This window comes from Mycobacterium sp. NGS64 (assembly GCF_059812245.1).
Window position 1 is genome coordinate 975,462 of record NZ_JCALCI010000002.1, and the last position, 16,425, is coordinate 991,886.

General features: G+C 67.8%; 15 protein-coding genes. 6 read left to right on the forward strand and 9 right to left on the reverse strand.

Annotated features, from left to right (window positions below; genetic code table 11):
- Positions 1-22 precede the first annotated feature (22 nt).
- Genes AC5Y4S_RS12880 through AC5Y4S_RS12890 form a run of 3 tightly spaced genes read right to left on the reverse strand, consistent with a single transcriptional unit; the run spans position 23 to position 4,088 of the window.
- Positions 23-628: a DUF8471 domain-containing protein gene (locus AC5Y4S_RS12880; RefSeq protein WP_500033121.1), complete on the reverse strand. Its 606-nt coding sequence runs from the start codon at positions 626-628 to the stop codon at positions 23-25.
- Positions 625-2,775 carry a glycosyltransferase family protein gene (locus AC5Y4S_RS12885; protein WP_500033122.1) on the reverse strand — a complete coding sequence of 717 codons (2,151 nt, stop codon included), beginning with the start codon at positions 2,773-2,775 and terminating at the stop codon, positions 625-627. Before AC5Y4S_RS12885 ends, AC5Y4S_RS12880 begins: the two co-directional genes overlap by 4 nt.
- Complete coding sequence (locus AC5Y4S_RS12890) at positions 2,772-4,088, reverse strand: lipopolysaccharide biosynthesis protein (RefSeq protein ID WP_500033123.1); 1,317 nt, start codon at positions 4,086-4,088, stop codon at positions 2,772-2,774. Before AC5Y4S_RS12890 ends, AC5Y4S_RS12885 begins: the two co-directional genes overlap by 4 nt.
- Positions 4,089-4,462: 374 nt before the next feature.
- On the opposite strand from AC5Y4S_RS12890, the gene AC5Y4S_RS12895 reads away from it, so the two are divergent.
- Both AC5Y4S_RS12895 and AC5Y4S_RS12900 read left to right on the forward strand, forming a co-directional pair.
- Positions 4,463-6,298, forward strand: a complete 1,836-nt coding sequence (locus AC5Y4S_RS12895; RefSeq protein ID WP_500033124.1) for an alpha/beta hydrolase family protein — start codon at positions 4,463-4,465, stop codon at positions 6,296-6,298.
- Entirely contained in the window at positions 6,283-6,744 is a 462-nt protein-coding gene (locus AC5Y4S_RS12900) for a hypothetical protein (protein ID WP_500033125.1), read from the forward strand. The genes AC5Y4S_RS12895 and AC5Y4S_RS12900 overlap by 16 nt, the downstream gene beginning before the upstream one ends.
- 39 nt (positions 6,745-6,783) lie before the next feature.
- On the opposite strand, the gene AC5Y4S_RS12905 is transcribed toward AC5Y4S_RS12900, so the two are convergent.
- Positions 6,784-7,200 (reverse strand): holo-ACP synthase, encoded by a 417-nt coding sequence (locus AC5Y4S_RS12905; RefSeq protein WP_500033126.1) that lies wholly within the window; start codon positions 7,198-7,200, stop codon positions 6,784-6,786.
- Between the two features lie 12 nt (positions 7,201-7,212).
- Positions 7,213-7,458: an acyl carrier protein gene (locus tag AC5Y4S_RS12910; RefSeq protein ID WP_500033127.1), complete on the reverse strand. Its 246-nt coding sequence runs from the start codon at positions 7,456-7,458 to the stop codon at positions 7,213-7,215.
- A 222-nt stretch (positions 7,459-7,680) separates the two neighbouring features.
- On the opposite strand from AC5Y4S_RS12910, the gene AC5Y4S_RS12915 reads away from it, so the two are divergent.
- Positions 7,681-8,301, forward strand: coding sequence for an FMN-binding negative transcriptional regulator (locus AC5Y4S_RS12915; RefSeq protein ID WP_500033128.1), 621 nt, complete (start codon positions 7,681-7,683; stop codon positions 8,299-8,301).
- 27 nt (positions 8,302-8,328) lie between these two features.
- A complete protein-coding gene (locus tag AC5Y4S_RS12920; protein WP_500033129.1) occupies positions 8,329-9,084 on the forward strand; it encodes a GNAT family N-acetyltransferase in 756 nt (251 codons plus the stop codon).
- A 15-nt stretch (positions 9,085-9,099) separates the two neighbouring features.
- Here the strand turns inward: AC5Y4S_RS12920 and AC5Y4S_RS12925 are convergent, their stop codons facing one another.
- On the reverse strand, positions 9,100-9,780 hold the full coding sequence (locus AC5Y4S_RS12925; protein ID WP_500033130.1) for a cutinase family protein: 681 nt from the start codon (positions 9,778-9,780) through the stop codon (positions 9,100-9,102).
- 107 nt (positions 9,781-9,887) lie between these two features.
- Here AC5Y4S_RS12925 and AC5Y4S_RS12930 point away from each other — a divergent pair, with 107 nt between their 5' ends.
- Together AC5Y4S_RS12930 and AC5Y4S_RS12935 are read left to right on the forward strand one after the other, a co-directional pair.
- Positions 9,888-11,432 (forward strand): AMP-binding protein, encoded by a 1,545-nt coding sequence (locus AC5Y4S_RS12930; RefSeq protein WP_500033131.1) that lies wholly within the window; start codon positions 9,888-9,890, stop codon positions 11,430-11,432.
- Between the two features lie 77 nt (positions 11,433-11,509).
- Complete coding sequence (locus AC5Y4S_RS12935; RefSeq protein ID WP_500033132.1) at positions 11,510-12,898, forward strand: phenylacetate--CoA ligase family protein; 1,389 nt, start codon at positions 11,510-11,512, stop codon at positions 12,896-12,898.
- Here the strand turns inward: AC5Y4S_RS12935 and AC5Y4S_RS12940 are convergent, their stop codons facing one another.
- The 3 genes from AC5Y4S_RS12940 to AC5Y4S_RS12950 are packed head-to-tail and all read right to left on the reverse strand — an operon-like array spanning position 12,899 to position 16,423.
- Positions 12,899-14,176, reverse strand: coding sequence for an O-acetylhomoserine aminocarboxypropyltransferase/cysteine synthase family protein (locus tag AC5Y4S_RS12940; RefSeq protein ID WP_500033133.1), 1,278 nt, complete (start codon positions 14,174-14,176; stop codon positions 12,899-12,901).
- A gap of 19 nt (positions 14,177-14,195) precedes the next feature.
- A complete protein-coding gene (locus tag AC5Y4S_RS12945; protein ID WP_500033134.1) occupies positions 14,196-15,143 on the reverse strand; it encodes a homoserine O-acetyltransferase/O-succinyltransferase family protein in 948 nt (315 codons plus the stop codon).
- A gap of 5 nt (positions 15,144-15,148) precedes the next feature.
- Positions 15,149-16,423: an ATP-grasp domain-containing protein gene (locus tag AC5Y4S_RS12950; protein ID WP_500033135.1), complete on the reverse strand. Its 1,275-nt coding sequence runs from the start codon at positions 16,421-16,423 to the stop codon at positions 15,149-15,151.
- Positions 16,424-16,425 lie beyond the last annotated feature (2 nt).

Sequence of the window (16,425 nt, forward strand, 5' to 3'; positions counted from 1 at the left end):
GCGAAGCCCGAGACGACGACGGTTAAGCGCGCGGGTCCGCGCGCTTTCCGTCGAACGAGAAGTTGAGGACCATCACGGATTGGCGACCATCGGTCTCCGAAGGCGGCTGCGGCCTCGCGGTCGTTGTGCGGTTGTTCAACCTCAGCGCGTCACGCTGCCCGGCGGCGACGCGTTCTTCGGCCAGTGAGAGCGCCTTCTTGATCCAGGCGCGGGGCTCCCAGACTATGGCGCCTGCTTTCAAGCGGTACAGCCCGCCAAGGGACAGCACGACCGTGATGCCCCCCAGCAACTGCCCAAATGGCTGCCGCGAGAAGCCCATTGGCATGGCCGCCAGCAGCACCACCGCGCACGTCGCCACGGCGATGCTGATACCCAGGCTGGCAAGCAGCCGCTCGACCCATGACTGCCAGTCGGGCAGCGCGGCGCACACGAAAGACAAACCGGGGACCACGAACACCATCAGCAGCCCCAGCACGAGCTGAATGACTTGCGGGACGCGGATGGGTCCCGCGTAGCCGGTTGCCGCGTTCATGCCGGCACAGCCGGCGGCGAACGACGTGTAAAACCACAGCCGCCGGGCGCGTGCGGTCATGCCGGTCGGGGAGGCTTGGGGCGAGGCGAGGCTCATGAACAGGCACCGCTTTCGATCTGGGAGGCGTCATAGATCTGGATGGGTCCCGCGTCGTAGATCAGCTTGATGCAAGGGTCGGCTGAAAACTTCTCGAGAGCTGCCGGCGGGAACGGGTGGCTTTGGTGGCCGGCCTCCGGCTCCTGGGTGTGGACATAATGATCGGCCAGGTTCGGAATGCTCAGCGTCATGCGCCAATTGACCAGCAGGTATCGCAGCCGCAACTCTTTGATGTTCTGCACGATCGCGCTGTTGATCGATTCGGAAAAGAAGATGGGCCAGAGCAGGCGCGAGTCGGCGAGGTCTTGATCTCCGTAGGTGGCGAGCGCCCACGAGTCCATGTCGTTGGCGCCGAACATGTTGTTCGGCCCCAGGTGCTGCAGCGCCCATATCGAAGCGGCGATGACGTCCGGCTGCAACGACCTCTCATAGCCGTGCGGGTTCGACCCCTCCGGGAGCCGTTCGAAGAACCGGGTGCCCACGGTCACGTTGCCGACGAACACTACGGTCACGAGGGCGGCGGCGATAGCGGTCGGGACCAGCGAGTCACGCCAGGCATTTCCAATTGCATTGGCCAGGCGGCCCGTTCGGATCTTGCTGCCGCGCCCGCCGCGCTCGGACAACCGCCACTCGTACCATCTCGTTGCCGCCGCGGCGAACAGCAGGCCGAAAACACAGCCCAGGCCCGTGTAAACGTACTCCGAGGACCGACCCGATACCGCGACACCGTTCGGGGCGAAACGCGGCACCAGGCTGAGCGGGAAGGCTATCGCCAGCATGGTGGCAACGGCCACGGGGGCCCGGCGGCAAGACCATCGCGCGCGCAGGAGGGCGACGGGCAGGACCCCCAACAGCACCAGAACGGCCGCATACCCCGCGAGGGGCTCCCACGCCGGTGGGGCCATGGCGATGATGTGGTACAGCTTGCGCGGAGCGGTGGTCCCGCGGATGACGTTGACCGTACTCTGCAGGGCCGGAAGGAGATTGCCCGTGATCAGGTACGCCGCGGCCGGACGCGCCACGACGAAGAACCACGTGAACGTCACGCCGCAGGCCACCATCGCCAGGATTCCGACCTGGCGTCGCGCCGCTTTCGTCGCGTGGCAGCCGACACGCTCGGCGAGCCACCAGGCCACGAGCAGCCCCGCCAGGACGAACCCGACGACGTGGTGGGTGACGGTCACCGCGATGATGCCCACCACCGCGATGACCATGGGCGCGAAGCCACCACGGTTGCGTGTGCGGCCGACCCACCAGACCACGAACGCCGCGAGGGGAACCGCAAGGTTCCCGTAGGTGAACGTCGAGCACCAGAACAAGAACATGGGGTTGGCCATGTAGACCAGGCTGGCGAGCGCCGCGCCGCAACCCGAACGCGTGACGTTCTCGAAGATGAGGTAGAAGAATGCGCACACCAGGACACGGGCAATGCCCATGATCAGCAGGCCCGCGGCGAACATGCTCAGCCCGGTGAGTTCCACCACTCCGGCGGTGAGCGCGGCCAGTCCCGGGTAGTAAGCGGCCGTGTCCAGGAGCGGGTTCCACGTGAACAGGTGACCCTTGCTGATGATCGCGTGGGTATTGCGCACATGGACGTACTCGTCGACGAAGGTGAAGTCGTAGGGCGAGCCCAACACCTTCACGAAATACAGAGCAAGTCCGAGGAAGACGATAAGGGTCAGCCGCTCCAGCGGATTGACGTCGCGCGCCAGGGCCCGCATTGCGACGGGAACGAAGATCAACAGCACGCCGAGCCAGAACATCACATACGTTGGGAGGGAAGTGTTTTCGTTTCGATTGGCTTGGTCGGCCACCCAGAGGACGCCGAGCCCGGTCGCGCTGCAGAGAACGATCAGCGCTACCCACCCATAGGAAAATCGAGCGGACCGCGGCTCCTCCGGGGTGAACCGGATCGGAAGTGGTTCCGCTGCACCAGATGTCGCCGCCCGGCCGTCGCCGATTGATTTGACGTCGGCCGCGTCGCCAGAACGGATCAGTCTGAGGCCGTACCGACGGGGGACGGCAGCGACGCCACTGAGCGTCGTCAGGAAGCCCTGGGCCTGGCGCCATGTCGCGGCTCCGACCAACGTCCTCTCGTCCACGTCGTCGCCGTCGGTGGCCGAAACGAATTCGAGCCGGGGCCTCACCGGATCTCCTGGCCGCTGTGCACCCGGGCGCGCGAACTCTGTCTGCGCCAATCCAGCACGACGTATGCGCATCCGCACAGCTGCATCGCCAGGAATGCCCACCCCACCGCGCTGATGCCGATCGACGGCAGCAGAAACCACGAAATCACCACGGTGCCAATCCCGATGCCGACCAACAGCACGGCCGCGGCGACGAGTCGCGCCTCGGCGCGCAGAACACCGACGTAGACATGCACCACCGCGTCCGGGATCGAGGCCAGCACAACCAGCCTCAACAGCCCCACCGAGTGGCCGGTATAGGAATGACCGAAGGCGGACAACAACGTCCCACCCAAAACGAGGATGGCCACCAAGCCGGGCACCATGATGGCGCCCAAGGTCTTGAATGCCGAGCGAGCCAGCGCCCCGATCTCCTCGGGCCTGTGCATTCCCTCGGCGAACAGGTTATTGGAGAACGCGGGTGCGATGACGAGGAAGAGCGCCGCCAACATCCATGTCGTGTAGAAGTAGGCGTTGTCGCGCGCGGAGAGTCGCACCGTCACGATCACCGGAAGCAGATACGTCAACAGCCCCGCGCCGAGCCCGATCAGTTGGTGAAGCGTGACGCGCGAGCGAAACCCCCGAGCGGTCCGCAGCAGGACCGAAAGTTCCGGCGGTCGCGCAACGCCGATACGACGGGCGAGCAGCGCCGCACCGAAACCGAGGCCCACGACGGCTCCGGCTCCCCAGGCCCCGAGCAGGCGCACCGCGTCCGGCGCGAAAACGAGTGCCACGAGCCCGAGCATCAGCACCTTGACGGCGCCGACGGCGAAGTTGCGCCGGAACGCATAGGTGGCTTTGCGTTCGGCGAGAAAGACGCAGTCGAGCGTGACGCCCACCGTGAGGGCGACGGTGCCGACGGTGAACACGGCCGCGAAACCCACGCCGCGCAGCGCCGCCAGTTCGGGGGAGATCAGCGGGAGCACCGCGACGCTGCCCGCACACAGGGCCACGGCGAACAGCGTCACCGTCGCCACCCCCGCCCAGAACGTGGCCGACCACTCGGTTTCCTTCGGCTGCCGAGGAAGCGACTGGATGAGCATCCCGCCGACCCCGAGGCAGGACAACATGAGCACGATGCTGGTGGCCGATGTGGCCGCGGCCGTCAGTCCAACGGTCGAGGGGCTGTACAGGTGCGCCGCCAAGAGCCAGAAGGCGTAGCCGAACGCGGAGTTCACCACCTGAGTCGCGGTGCTGAAGACGCCGTTTCTGATCAGTGAGTCGCTGCGGGCCCGATCGATGTAGCCGCGCGCCCAATCAATGCGGGCCCTCAAGTCCGGACGCCGGCTCAACTCGGACGCCCGCGACGGCAGGGCATGTCGGAGATCGGGGGCGGGCAAGTCATGCGCCGGGTCAGATGACTCACGAGCCAGACTCATGAACCCTCAACCCCAACCCCGGTTGCCTTATCCCCGGTCACTACGTCGACGCCTGGCTGCCAGGTACGCGTTATACCAACGATGCACCAGAAGCCATAGCTTACATACTATTGGACGAGAATAGTACCAATTAGTCGACTTATAGTTTAGGCGACGGCCGATGCGGCCGCCTGCCCGGACGTCGGCGCCGCGCCGGCCAGGCCCACCCCGATTCCAGACCGGACGACAGTTTTTCTGGCTAAAATACAAACCTACAGTATAATTTCGCCATGCCGGGTTCGACCGCCCACGAAACGCTAGCAACCGCTTCCGACGACGTCCGCGCAACCACCAACCCGGCGTCCAGGCGGCGCGACACGCCGTCGGCGACCGAAGTCCCGACCTTCTTCGGACCAGCTGATTCGCCACTGTTCGGCGTGCTCCATCTGCCGGCCGACAACCAGATCAGCGGCGGTGTAGTGATCTGTGGCTCGCTGGGCAAGGACGGGATGGACAGCGTCCGCCTGCACCGGATCCTCGGCGACGGCTTGGCGCACCGCGGCGTCGCTGTGCTGCACTTCGACTACCTGGGCTCGGGAAATTCGTCCTACGCGCAGGCCCGTGACGACGCGGTGGCCAACTGGGTGGCCAGCGTGGGCCACGCGCTCGACTACCTCGCGCTGATCGGCGCCGAATCGACGACGGCTGTCGGCATCCGTGCCGGGTGCCTGCTCCTCGACGAATACCTTGCCGGCCAATCGCACCCGCCCAACCGCGTGGTCTACCTCGATCCCGCCGGAACGGGCAGGCGCTACCTCCGGGAACACGCGACGCTGTTCCGGCTGTCGGTCGGCGAGGACGCTGCCACGCCCGGTGAAGTGTCGATCGTCGGAGGGCGGTTGAGCGACCGCGCCGCCGCGGAATTCGCCGCGTTGCAGATCCGTGCCGATCCGGTCGGTGCCCTGGGCGTCGACCGCATGCTTCTGGTGGGGCGACCGGACGAGACCGACCGGCGCATCACGGCCCTCGCGTCGGCGCCGGGAGTCGATTCGGTCATCACCGTCGGCCTGCGCGAATCCGCCGGGCCGAGCCCGCGGGATTACATGTTGCCGATCCCCTTCACCGCGGTCGATGCGATCACGGAGTGGATCGACACGAACAGTCCCACCCGCACCCGTCGCGCCGCACCCCGATACCGGACAACGGCGACGGTGCCGGCTGATGGGCCCGATGGGGTAGACGTTGTCGAGCGCATCGAACGAATCGAGCCGAACGGGCTATTCGCCATCCGCACGCTGCCCCGGCACCCCGATCCGTCGCCGACAGGCACCGTGTTGTTCTTCGTGACCGGCCACGACTTGCACGTGGGACCCGCCCGGGAGTGGGTCGAACTGTCCCGTCGCATCGCGGCGACCGGGGCGCAGGCGGTGCGCTGGGACCCCGCGGGACAGGGCTTGTCGGGCGACATCACCCGGGGCCCTTGGCGCGACATCTACTCCAAGGCCGACATCGCCGATTCGATAGCGGTGGCCAGGCATGCGCGCCAAGGCGCCGGCGAACTCAAGCTGGTCGGGATCTGCTCCGGCTCGTGGTACGCCGCCCATGCCGCCCGCAGCATCGGTGCGCAGTCGGCGATCCTGGTCAACCTAGTGATGTGGAACTGGCGCGTCACCCCCGCCTTGTTCATGCAGTGGATCGGCCGCGAGAAAGCGCGCCGCGCCAACGCGGCCGTTGACACGGCCACCGGCCCGTCCGAAGCCAAGACAAAGCGCCTCAGAGGGCTGCTCAACCCGGCCCGGGAACCGGCGAAACGCCTTATGCACCAATACCTCCCGCGACACGTCTTGCGGTTTTTGAGCTGGATTGGACTGGTGTGGCTGCCGGAGCCGGTGCTGACGACGCTCGCCCGCCGCGGAACCGACGTGACGCTGATCGCCTCGCCCGAGGACGCGGAGGCGTTCGCCGCCAAAGGCGGTCGGGCAGCCCTCGAGCGGCTACACCGGACGTCGCGACCGACCCGCCTGATCGCCGCACCCACCGGCGATCATGTCGCCCATCACCCGGCGATCTTGACCGCGATCCGCGGCGCGGTGTTGCCGGTAGAGGCCGCTTGCCCGACTCGCTGATCGATCAACTCGAATGGGAGAACGAAACCATGGCCACCGCACCGGTTCTCGCCGCAGCCGCCGTGTTCGCCGGCATTGCTCTGGGACCCGCTCCTCCCGCGTCGGCCACTCCGGTGATGAACGGGCACTACGTCGTGACCGTCTCCAACACCATCACCGGCCAAACCACCACCGACGATTGGTACTTCACTCCATGCGGTGACGGCTGCGCTTCGGTTCAACCGTGGGGGCGGGCCCAGTTGGCCAACGGACAATGGACGCTGGACACCACGAATAATGCGTTGTGTCGCAACGACATTACGGTTTACCGGGCCGAAGACGCCCACTACGTGTGGGATCCGAGCACCCTAGCGGGCACGGTGCAACTTACCGGCAAAAGCACGGCGTGCGGCCGCCCGCTGGGGTACAGGTTGACCAGCAGCGTCAAATTCACGCAGGTCCCGTAACGCATTGCCCCCCAAGGGGGCCGCGCATGCCCGAAGTTCCTAGCCGGCCTCGGCCGCCCTGCAGACCACGACAACGACGGCCATCGCGTGGCAATCGGCGTGCGAAAGGGACAAAGACGAGCTGAGCCAGCCCTGCCGTTGCGCCCGCACGGCGAGCGTTCCGCTCAGGCGCAGTAGCGGCAGGGGACCGTCATGCGTCACCTCGATCTCGCGCAGCGGAAAGGGCATGTCGGGTTCCCCGAACGCCTTGATCACCGCTTCCTTGGCCGCGAACCGGGCCGCCAGACCGGGCACCCGTTCGCGGCCTTGGCAGTCGTCGATCTCGCTCGCCGTAAAAACCTTGTGCAGGTACCGATCCCCGAACGCCGCCAGCGAGTCCCGGACATCCGCAATGGCCACGACGTCGCATCCGGTGCGCACGCGGCGCCCGTCAAGCTCGCCCGGCACGTTGATCATGCACTCAGCACGTCACGAAGACGAGTTGACCAGGCCGTCGACGACCCGCTCGATGCTGCTTATGGAGGCGAAGGTGGACTTCTTGAGCACTTCGTCGGGGAACTCGACGCCGAACGCGTCCTCGAGCGCGAGCATGACATTGACCGACGCGTGCGACGTCAGGCCCAGCTCGTACAGGTCGGCCTGCTCGTCCACCTCACGCGGATCGACCGCCATCCGACCATGAGCAGCTAAGACGTCACGGATTCGGTCCTGCATCGCGCTGGCCCTCCCAATTTCTGCCGTAATGCAACCTGTTAGCCAGTGTCGTACTGTACCGCCGCAAACGTGACCGCGTTATCCGGAAAGTTCCGCATCCGCATCAGAAATCCAGTCGGCCGCAAAAAAACTGAATGTGAATGCGTCAGTCGCCTCGCTGCGGTATTTTGCCCCGCGCAGCGGCGGTAGTGGCCATCAAGCGCGGCCGACATACTTGACGACATGTACATCCCGGCCCATTTCGCCGCCGACGAGCAGGCCGTCGACGACCTGCTCACGCACCACGGAGCAGCGGACCTGATCACCGCAACACCGGAGGGTGTCGTCGCCACCATGCTGCCGTTCGTGTATGACCGGGGCGCTGGGGCGCTTCGGGGGCATCTCGCGCGCAACAACGACCAGTGGCGGCGCCCGGTGGTCGGCGAGGCCCTGGTCATCGTGCGGGGACCCGATGCGTACATCTCCCCGGCCTGGTACGCGAGCAAGGCGGAGCACGGGCGTGTGGTGCCCACGTGGAACTACGTCACCGCGCACGTCTACGGGCGACTCAGCGTCCACGACGACCCCGCCTGGGTCGAACAAAATGTGCGTGATCTGACCGGTCGCCACGAGGCCGGGCGACCGCAATCATGGTCCGTCGACGACGCGCCGCGAGAGTTCATCGAGGCTCAATTGCGCGCCATCGTGGGGGTGGAATTGTCGATCACCCGGATCGAGGCCAAATTCAAGCTCAGCCAAAATCGATCGGCCGCCGACATCGACGGCGTGGTCTCGGGTCTAATCACGAACGGGCGCGAAGACGTTGCTCTGGCCGTACAGCGAGCGCGGACGACGAGCAATTAATGGCGTGTCCCGTTAGCATCGACGGCCATGGCGCGGACTGCGATGGAATTGAGGCGGCACCTCGGCGCCGCCGCCCGCCTGTGGTCCGCGCCGGCCCATCACACCGTGGAACCAGAATGGTGGACGGCCTTCAGCGGCGAGATCAGCGTTGACTACAACGTGGCCTGTTGCCAGTCGTCCGACAACGACGTGCTGGTCGAGCACTGCCTCCAGCCGCTGCTCGACCTCAAGAAGCCCGGCATCGTCATGCTGGCCGGACCCGGCCTGGCCACCGCCCAGAAGCTGATCGACGCCGGCTGGGCGGTGGTGGAGGCCCTTCCCCTGATGCTGCTCGAGGGTTCCGACCCGCCAGACGTCGACGGGGCCGGTGTGCGTGCCCTGACCGAGGAGGAGCTCCCCGAGGCCCGCGCCTTGCTGGCCGATACCTACAGCATGTCCGACGCAGCAACCGCGGTGGCCATCCCCGTCCAAGCCGCGCAAGACCCGGACCTCGGGGCGTGGGGCATTTTTGAGGGTGACCGCATGGTGTCCATGTTCACCGGGGCCACCGAGGACGGGCTGCTGGTGGTTTGGTCGATGGCCACCCGGCCACGCGACCAGGGGAAGGGCTATGGACGGCGGCTGCTGGCCGCCGTGCTGCGGTCCCAGTTCGACGCGGGGATCCGGGGTTCGCTGCTGCAGTCTTCACCGCCCGGCGAGCGCCTGTACCGGGGGCTTGGCTACCAGGTCGTCGAGTACTGGCAGCTGTGGTCCCGGCCCCGCTGGATGATGGGCCGCGCCTGAAGGCCCGCCGGTCGGCTAGATCCGCCCCGCGACAAAGTTCGCCGCCTGATTGACCATCCCGGACTGCACATAGCCGACGTGCGCCGACGAATCCGTGCCGTCGGAGCAGATCGGATCTCCGGGGTTGCACAGGTCGATGGTCTTCGCCCCATACAGCGGGCTGATCGCGGTCAGCGGTGCTCGCAGCGATTTGTCCCACGGATTTCCGAAGACGGCGACCGCGGCCACGTGGCGGGCCACGTCCGGCGGCATCGGCGCGGGAACGTAGCCCGCGGGTGGCGCACCCGCCGCGGTGATGAGGTCTATCACGGCCGCGCCCAGGGAGTATCCACCGAGCACCATCCTGGTGTCCGAACAGTTCGCCGCCGTGGACTGGACGTAGGCGCTCGCATCTTTGGCGCCCGCGGACGCGGAGCTGGCCAATTCGCTGCTCTTGCTGGTCGCAGGGTAGTCGACCGCGTACACGGCGACGGATTTCCCCACCAGCTGCGGACGCAGCGTATCGACGAACGTCTGCCCGATCACGCCGAGCCCTGGTGGGTCATCGCTGCCGCGAGCAAACACCACCTCGATGTCGGGGCATGGCGCCGCGGCGGCGGTCGAAGGCATGCCGATCACGGCGTTTTGCACCGCGCCGGTGGTCAGAAGCGCGGCGGCGAGGAAACGAGCGATCGTGCGGACGCTCACGTCGTTCATATTGACATACTGCGGCAATCCGCGGCCGCGGAAGCCGAGCGCGGCTGGACGACAGGAGTTTTCGCGTCATGCTTCGTGACCTGCGCGGGTGAGCGAGAATAGCGAGCGTGCAGCAGCCGCGAGAAGGCGTGACAGGACGCGACGTGCTCGGTGCGGTGCTGGACCACGCCGAACGGGCCCCGGATGTGCCCGCCGTCAAGGACTTGGATCGCGCGTTGACCCGGGGCGAATTGAGCGCCGCGGCCGGGGCGGTCGCCGCCGGCTTGCTTCGGAAAGGCGTCGAGCCGGGGGATCGGGCCGCACTGTTGATCGGTAACTCGGTGGACTTCGTGGTGGCGGCGCTGGGCTGCCTGTGGGCCGGGGTCACGTTTGTGCCGCTGGCCGTCACCGACCCGGACATCCGCCGCGAGCAGATCGTCAGCGACTGCCGGCCCGCGCAGGTGATCACCGTCGGCCCTGACGAAACGGCGCCCCCGGGGGGACTTCCGGCCGGCACGCCGTGGACCTCCCTTTCGGAGTTGAGCGCCGCGGACGGGCCCGCGCCAGAACCGGTGATCGGCCCCGTTTCCTACATCATCTATACGTCGGGGACGACCGGCACTCCCAAGGGAGTCCAGATCCCCCCGGGGGCCTTCTACACCGCGGTCCAGGCGTGCGCCGACGCCGTGGGACTCAGCGCGGACGACCGGTGCCTGTGCGTTTCGCCCGTGCACTTCGACGGGTCGTTCTCCGCCATGTTTCCCCCGCTCGTGCGGGGCGTCCCGCTCGTCATTCCCGACCGCGAGGCCCTGCTGTTCCCCCGCAGGTTCTTTTCGATCGTCGCCGACGAGGGGATCACGGCGACCAGCTTCTCCCCCAGCTACCTCCGCTTGCTCCGGGCCAGCGGCCGGCTGGACCGGTTGGCCGACACCGGGCTCAGGGTGATCGCCTTGGGCGGCGAGGCGCCGTCCAGCGCCGACATCAGGGCGGTATGGGCCGCCAGCCCGGGGCTGCGGGTGGTGAACCGGTACGGCCCGACCGAGACGACGATCGCCGTCGCGCATCTGGAACTGACGCCCGAGTTGCTCGACGCGGGACCGGTACCGATCGGTCATCCGCACGTCGGGAGCTCGTTTCACCTTGTTGACGAGCGCGGCGGCCTGATCGATCGCACCGGAGCGGTCGGCGAGCTGTACATCGGCGGGCTGCAGCTGATGGCCGGGTATCTGAACGACCCGCTGCTGAGCGCGGCGGCGCTGCGGACGGACGTCGTCGAGGGAGCCACCGTCTACCGCACCGGTGACCTCGCCTTCCGCGACGACCGGGGCAACTACATATATATGGGGCGTTCCGACCGCGTCATCAAGCGACACGGCGTGCGGTTGTCCCTGGTCGAGGTGACCGAGGCGCTCGGTGGTCTGAACGGGGTGGCATCGGCGGCGTGCACGACCTTCGACCTGCAGGGGGACCTGGGAGTCGTCGCGTTCGTGGTGCCGGACGGCGAACTCACCCCTGTCGCCGTCCGCTCGGCCGCCAGCGAACGGCTCCCGGAAACGATGCTGCCCGACCAATTCGTCTTGGTGGCCGACCTGCCCCTGACGTCGTCCAGCAAGGTGGACGAGCGACGGCTGCTGAAGGAGGCCGGCCTGTCTCCGCCGAACACCGGGGGCTGAGCCGTCCTAGCAACTCGTTTATATGGAAATGGGCTGACTACGGCATTAAGACCCGCTGCCTGGGCTACGATCGCCGCGTGGAGGCGAGGGCAACTGGCACGGCCTCGGGGGAAACGTACGAACAGCTGGTCCGCCGCCAGCGTGCCCAATTGCAAGATACGTACCTGCAGGGCGTCCGCCGGCTGCGCTGGGACGCCGGGCGGCTCGCCGCAGAGCGCGAACGGCGGCTTCGTGAGCTACTCGTGCACGCCGCCGAACATTCGCCGTTCTGGCGGGAACGACTGGCGGGGCACGATCTGGCGAATTTCACCGAGGCCGACCTCCCCTCCCTGCCGATCCTGACCAAGGCCGAAATGATGGAGGAGTTCGACCGGCTGGTCACCGTCCCCGGATTGACGCGTGCCCGGGTCCAACAGCACCTCGACGAGTTGAGCGGGGACGGCTACCTCGACGGCCAGTACCGGGCGATCATCACCTCGGGGTATGTCCAAGCCCCGTCACTCCACGTCTACGGCTGGGACGCGTTCGTCACCTTCGTAATGCAAGGCTCGCGCTGGACCGGGCGACGCGGCGAGGACCCGGACGCGGTGCTGGCGCAGTGCTTCAGTTGCAGCCCCAAGCACGAATCCGGGATCTTCTACGCCTTCAGCACCTTTGAGAGCGGCGGACCCACCTCGCACTGCTGCGATGCCACGCTCCCCCTGGACAAGATCGTCGACCGCCTCAACAACGCCCGTCCCGCGGTGCAGGCGCTGCAAGGGTGGCCGAGCCTCATCCGCGAGCTGGCCCTGGAGGCGATGAAAGGGCGGCTCACCATCGAACCGACCTGGGTGAGCGTCGCCGGGGAGCTCTGCACCCCGCCGGTGCGAGAGGCGGTTCGCGCCGCGTGGGGGATCGAGGCCTCGGAGTTCTGGGGCTGCTCGGAGGGGACCTACGCCTTTCCATGCGGCGTCGGAGAGGGCATGCACGTCGCGGACGATTTGGTCATTCTCGAACCGGCGGATGCCGACGGCAACGTCGTGCCATTCGGGCAACCCGCGGATCGGATGCTGCTGACCAACCTGTTCAACCTGGACCAACCGCTGATCCGCTACGACATGGTCGACGCCGTGACGATGTCCGACGAACCCTGTCCGTGCGGTTGCGCCCATCGCCGCATCCTCTCGGTCAACGGCCGGATCAACGGAGCCTTCGAATACGAGGGCGGTGCTCGGGTGCCGCGCGCCGCCGTCGAGCAAGCCGTCGTGGCCACCCCCGGTGTCGCCAACTTCTCAATCGGCAAGGCGCAGCACGGTCTCGACGTGTCGGTGGTGACGGACGGTTCCTCCGACCTGCAGCGCCTGCAGACCGACCTGGTCGACGTGCTCCGCCAGCACGGCGGGCCGACCTCGGATGTCCGGGTGCGCGAGGTGGAATTCATCGAGCGGCTGTCGAGGGGAAAGTGCCGGCAGTTCGACCCCAGCTGATCAGCCGGCCATCGCCTTGTCCAGCGCCTGATCGATGTCGGCGATGATGTCGTCGATGTGCTCGATCCCGATCGACAGGCGGATCGTCTCCGGCCGGATGCCGGCCTTCACCAGTTCCGCCTCGGACAGCTGGCGGTGGGTGGTCGAGGCCGGATGGATGGCCAGGGTCTTGGCGTCGCCCAGATTGAGCAGCCGCTTGACGAGCTGGAGGGCATCGAAGAAGGCCAGTCCCGCCTCGTAGCCGCCCTCGGCCCCGAAGGTGACGATGGACGGCACGCGCCCGTGCAGGTAGCGCCCGACGAGATTGTGGTAGGGGTGGTCGGGAAAGCCGGCGAAGCTCACCCAGGCCACGCGGTCGTCGGCGGCCAGGTAGTCGGCCACCGCCCGCGCGTTGGCTTCGTGGCGCTCGAGCCGCACGGCCATCGTCTCGAGGCCCTGCAGCAGCATGAACGCGTTGAAGGGCGACAGGGTGGCGCCGCTGTTGCGCAGCTGGATGGAGCGGGCCCGCACGGCGAACGGCCGGTCGGGGAAGTCGCGGGCGAAGACGACGCCGTGAAAGGCGGGCTCGGGCCGGTTGAACAGGGGGAAGCGGTGGGGATGGTCGGCCCACGGGAACCGGCCGCCGTCCACGATGGCCCCGCCGAGGGTGGTGCCGTGGCCGCCCACAAACTTGGTCAGCGAGTGGACGACCACATCGGCCCCGTGCTCGATGGGCTTGAGCACCAGCGGCGTGGCCACCGTGTTGTCCACAATGAACGGCACGCCCGCCGCGTGCGCCACCGCGGCGACGGCCTCGAGGTCGACGATGTTGCCCGCCGGGTTGCCGATGGTCTCGCAGAAGACGGCTCGGGTGTCGTCGTCGATGAGGCGGGCGATCGACTCTGCCCGGTCGTCGGCGGCGAAGCGGGCCTTGATCCCCAGGGTGGGCAGCACGTGGGCGAAGTAGGTGAAGGTGGCCCCGTAGAGCTGGGGGGCGACGACGATGTTCGAGCCGGCAGTGGCCACCGTCAGGATGGCGTAACTGACGGCGGCCATGCCCGACGCCACCACCAGGGCCGCCGTCCCCCCTTCCAGGGCGCAGATGCGCTGCTCGAGGACGTCGAGTGTCGGGTTGTTGAGCCGGTTGTAGTGGAAGCCCGGCGTCTCTAGGTCGAGCACGGCACCCGCGTGCTCGGCGCTGATGAAGTCGTGGGCCACCGTCTGGTAGATGGGGACGGCTACGGCCCGCGTCCCGTCGGGGGTATAGCCGCCGTGGATTGCGATGGTTTCGTCGTGCATCCTCTCCGCGCTCCTCTTCTCAGATCGTCGCCAACAGGTTGGCGTACATACACAGGGCCGCACCCCGCCACCGCCATGGGGCGCGGGCGCCGATCTCGTCGAAGGGGAAAGCAGCCACCAGGGCCGGGTCTCGTTCGCCACCTATCACCCGCTCGTGCAGCCGGCGAAGACCATCCCAGTCCGGGCCGGTTACGCAATCCCTTGGGAGGCAGGGCAATTCGTCGTGCTCGCGGGCGGCGTAGCGCCGCACGTCCCGACCGTACTCGCGCACCAGGCTCGACGGGTCGTACTCGGGATGCGCCTGAAACAGCACCACCTGGGAAATCCCCACCGTCTTGGTGACCACGCTCCACCCCACCTCGGCCGACTGCAATGCCACCGCGTAGCCGGCGGCCGCCACCGTCTCGGCGGGCACGGCGTTGAGCCGCGAATGGGGCAGGACTAGGGGACCGTCCAAGCCGGCTGCCAGGGGGTGGGACCGGTCGGCCTCCTGGGCGAAGACGCCCGTGCACTTGACCGGCAGGGTGGTCCGTTCGATGCCGTCGAAGACCGCCAGGGCGGCATGGGCCGACAGGCAGGACAGCACCATGGCGGGCACATTCTCGCTCCCCCACTTCAGCAGGCCGTGCAGATCGGACCAGTAGGGCTCGTCCTCGATGCGGGACTCGATCGGGTTGGAGCCGGTCACGATCAGCAGGTCGGGGGGGTTCGAAATGATGTCCTCGAGGGGTCGGTAATCGGCGGCGATGCGGGCGCGGATCCGCTCCCCCCGCGGCACCCCGACCATGGTGTGACGGGTGACGGCGACCGTGTCAGACCCGGACCCGGCGCCCAGAAGCCCCACGAATTGTCGCTCGGTAGCGCCGAAGGCGGCATCCGGCATGTTGTTGACCAGGGCGCACGTCCACCGCGCCGGTCCCTCGATCCCGTCGGTCGGATCGAGGTCCCCTGCCAGTTGAACGCCCATCGCCGTCAATGCCTGACATCGGTGTAGGTGACGGTGACCTCCTGGTGGAGGAGCCGGTAGGCCGCCTGCAACTGCTCTTCGTCGTCGGCCGAGCCGACCACCGCGACGATGTGGTTGCCGGAGCCGTCCCGCCAGTCGAGGGAGGCACCCGGGCGCTGGTGGACGCTCACCGTGTCCACGCCGGCTTGGTCGCTGAAGTCGTTGATGCCCTCGATGGACGTCACGGTGGCCGAGACGGTCGGCGGCTGGAGGAAGAAGCGGTAGCCGATGCGGTCGGTGGCCACGGGGCCCTCGATCCAGACCGGCTCGCCCAGGGCCACCCGCAGGGTGAGGTCGAGCAGGCTGATGCCGGCGGCGCGCTTCAGCATCTCGGGCACACCGCCGCCCAGCCGCCCGTTGACCTCGATGATGCGGGGGCCGTCGGGGGTGAACTTGACCTCGGTGTGCAGGCACCCGGTGCGTACCCCGAGGGCGTCGATGGCGCGGGTGGCGAGGTCCAGGACGGCCGAACGACTCCCCGCGTCGAGCGCGGCGGGGATGAAGAACCCCGTCTCGCGGAAGTTCTCGGCCGGCGGGAAGCGGCCGGTCAGGGCAAGGTGGCTGACGACGCCGTCGGCCACCACGCTCTCGACCGAGACGTAGCCGGCGTAGGGGCCGCCGGCCCGGGCCGGATCGTCGGCCAGATAGCCCTCCAGCACCATGTCGCGCCGGCCCGGGCCGAGCGCATTCAGCAGCTTCTCGAGTTCGGCGCCGTCGCGGGCCAGGAAGGTACAGCGGCTGCCCTGAGCCGAGCGGGGTTTGAGGACGGCGGGCCACCCCACCTGGGCCTCGACGGCCCGCAGCTCGCGCTCGGACTGGTCGGGGCGGATGAGGTGGCACGGGGGGATCTCGACGCCGGCGTCGGCCAGAGCCCGGCGCTGGCGGGCCTTGTCGGTGAGGGCGGCGGCGGTGGCCGGGCTGTGGAAGGGGAGGCCGAGCCCCTCGGCCACATGGGCCAGTTCGACCATGCCGGCGTCGAGGTAGGTGGTCATGCCGTCGGGCTCCCAGTCGCCCAGAATCTTGACCGCCTGCTCCGCGCTCATGCCCTCCAGGTCGACGACGGGGCCGAATCGGTTGAGGAGATCGACCATCTCGCCCATCCCCGGCACTGCCGTGTCGATCAGCCACAGCAGGTCGCACAGGCCGGCGGCCGCTTCGGCCAGTTGCATCACGGGGACGCAGCGCGGCCCGTAGCCGACCGCCACCAGCGGCCGCGGTCGTCCGGTCGGGGAGTCCGTCATGT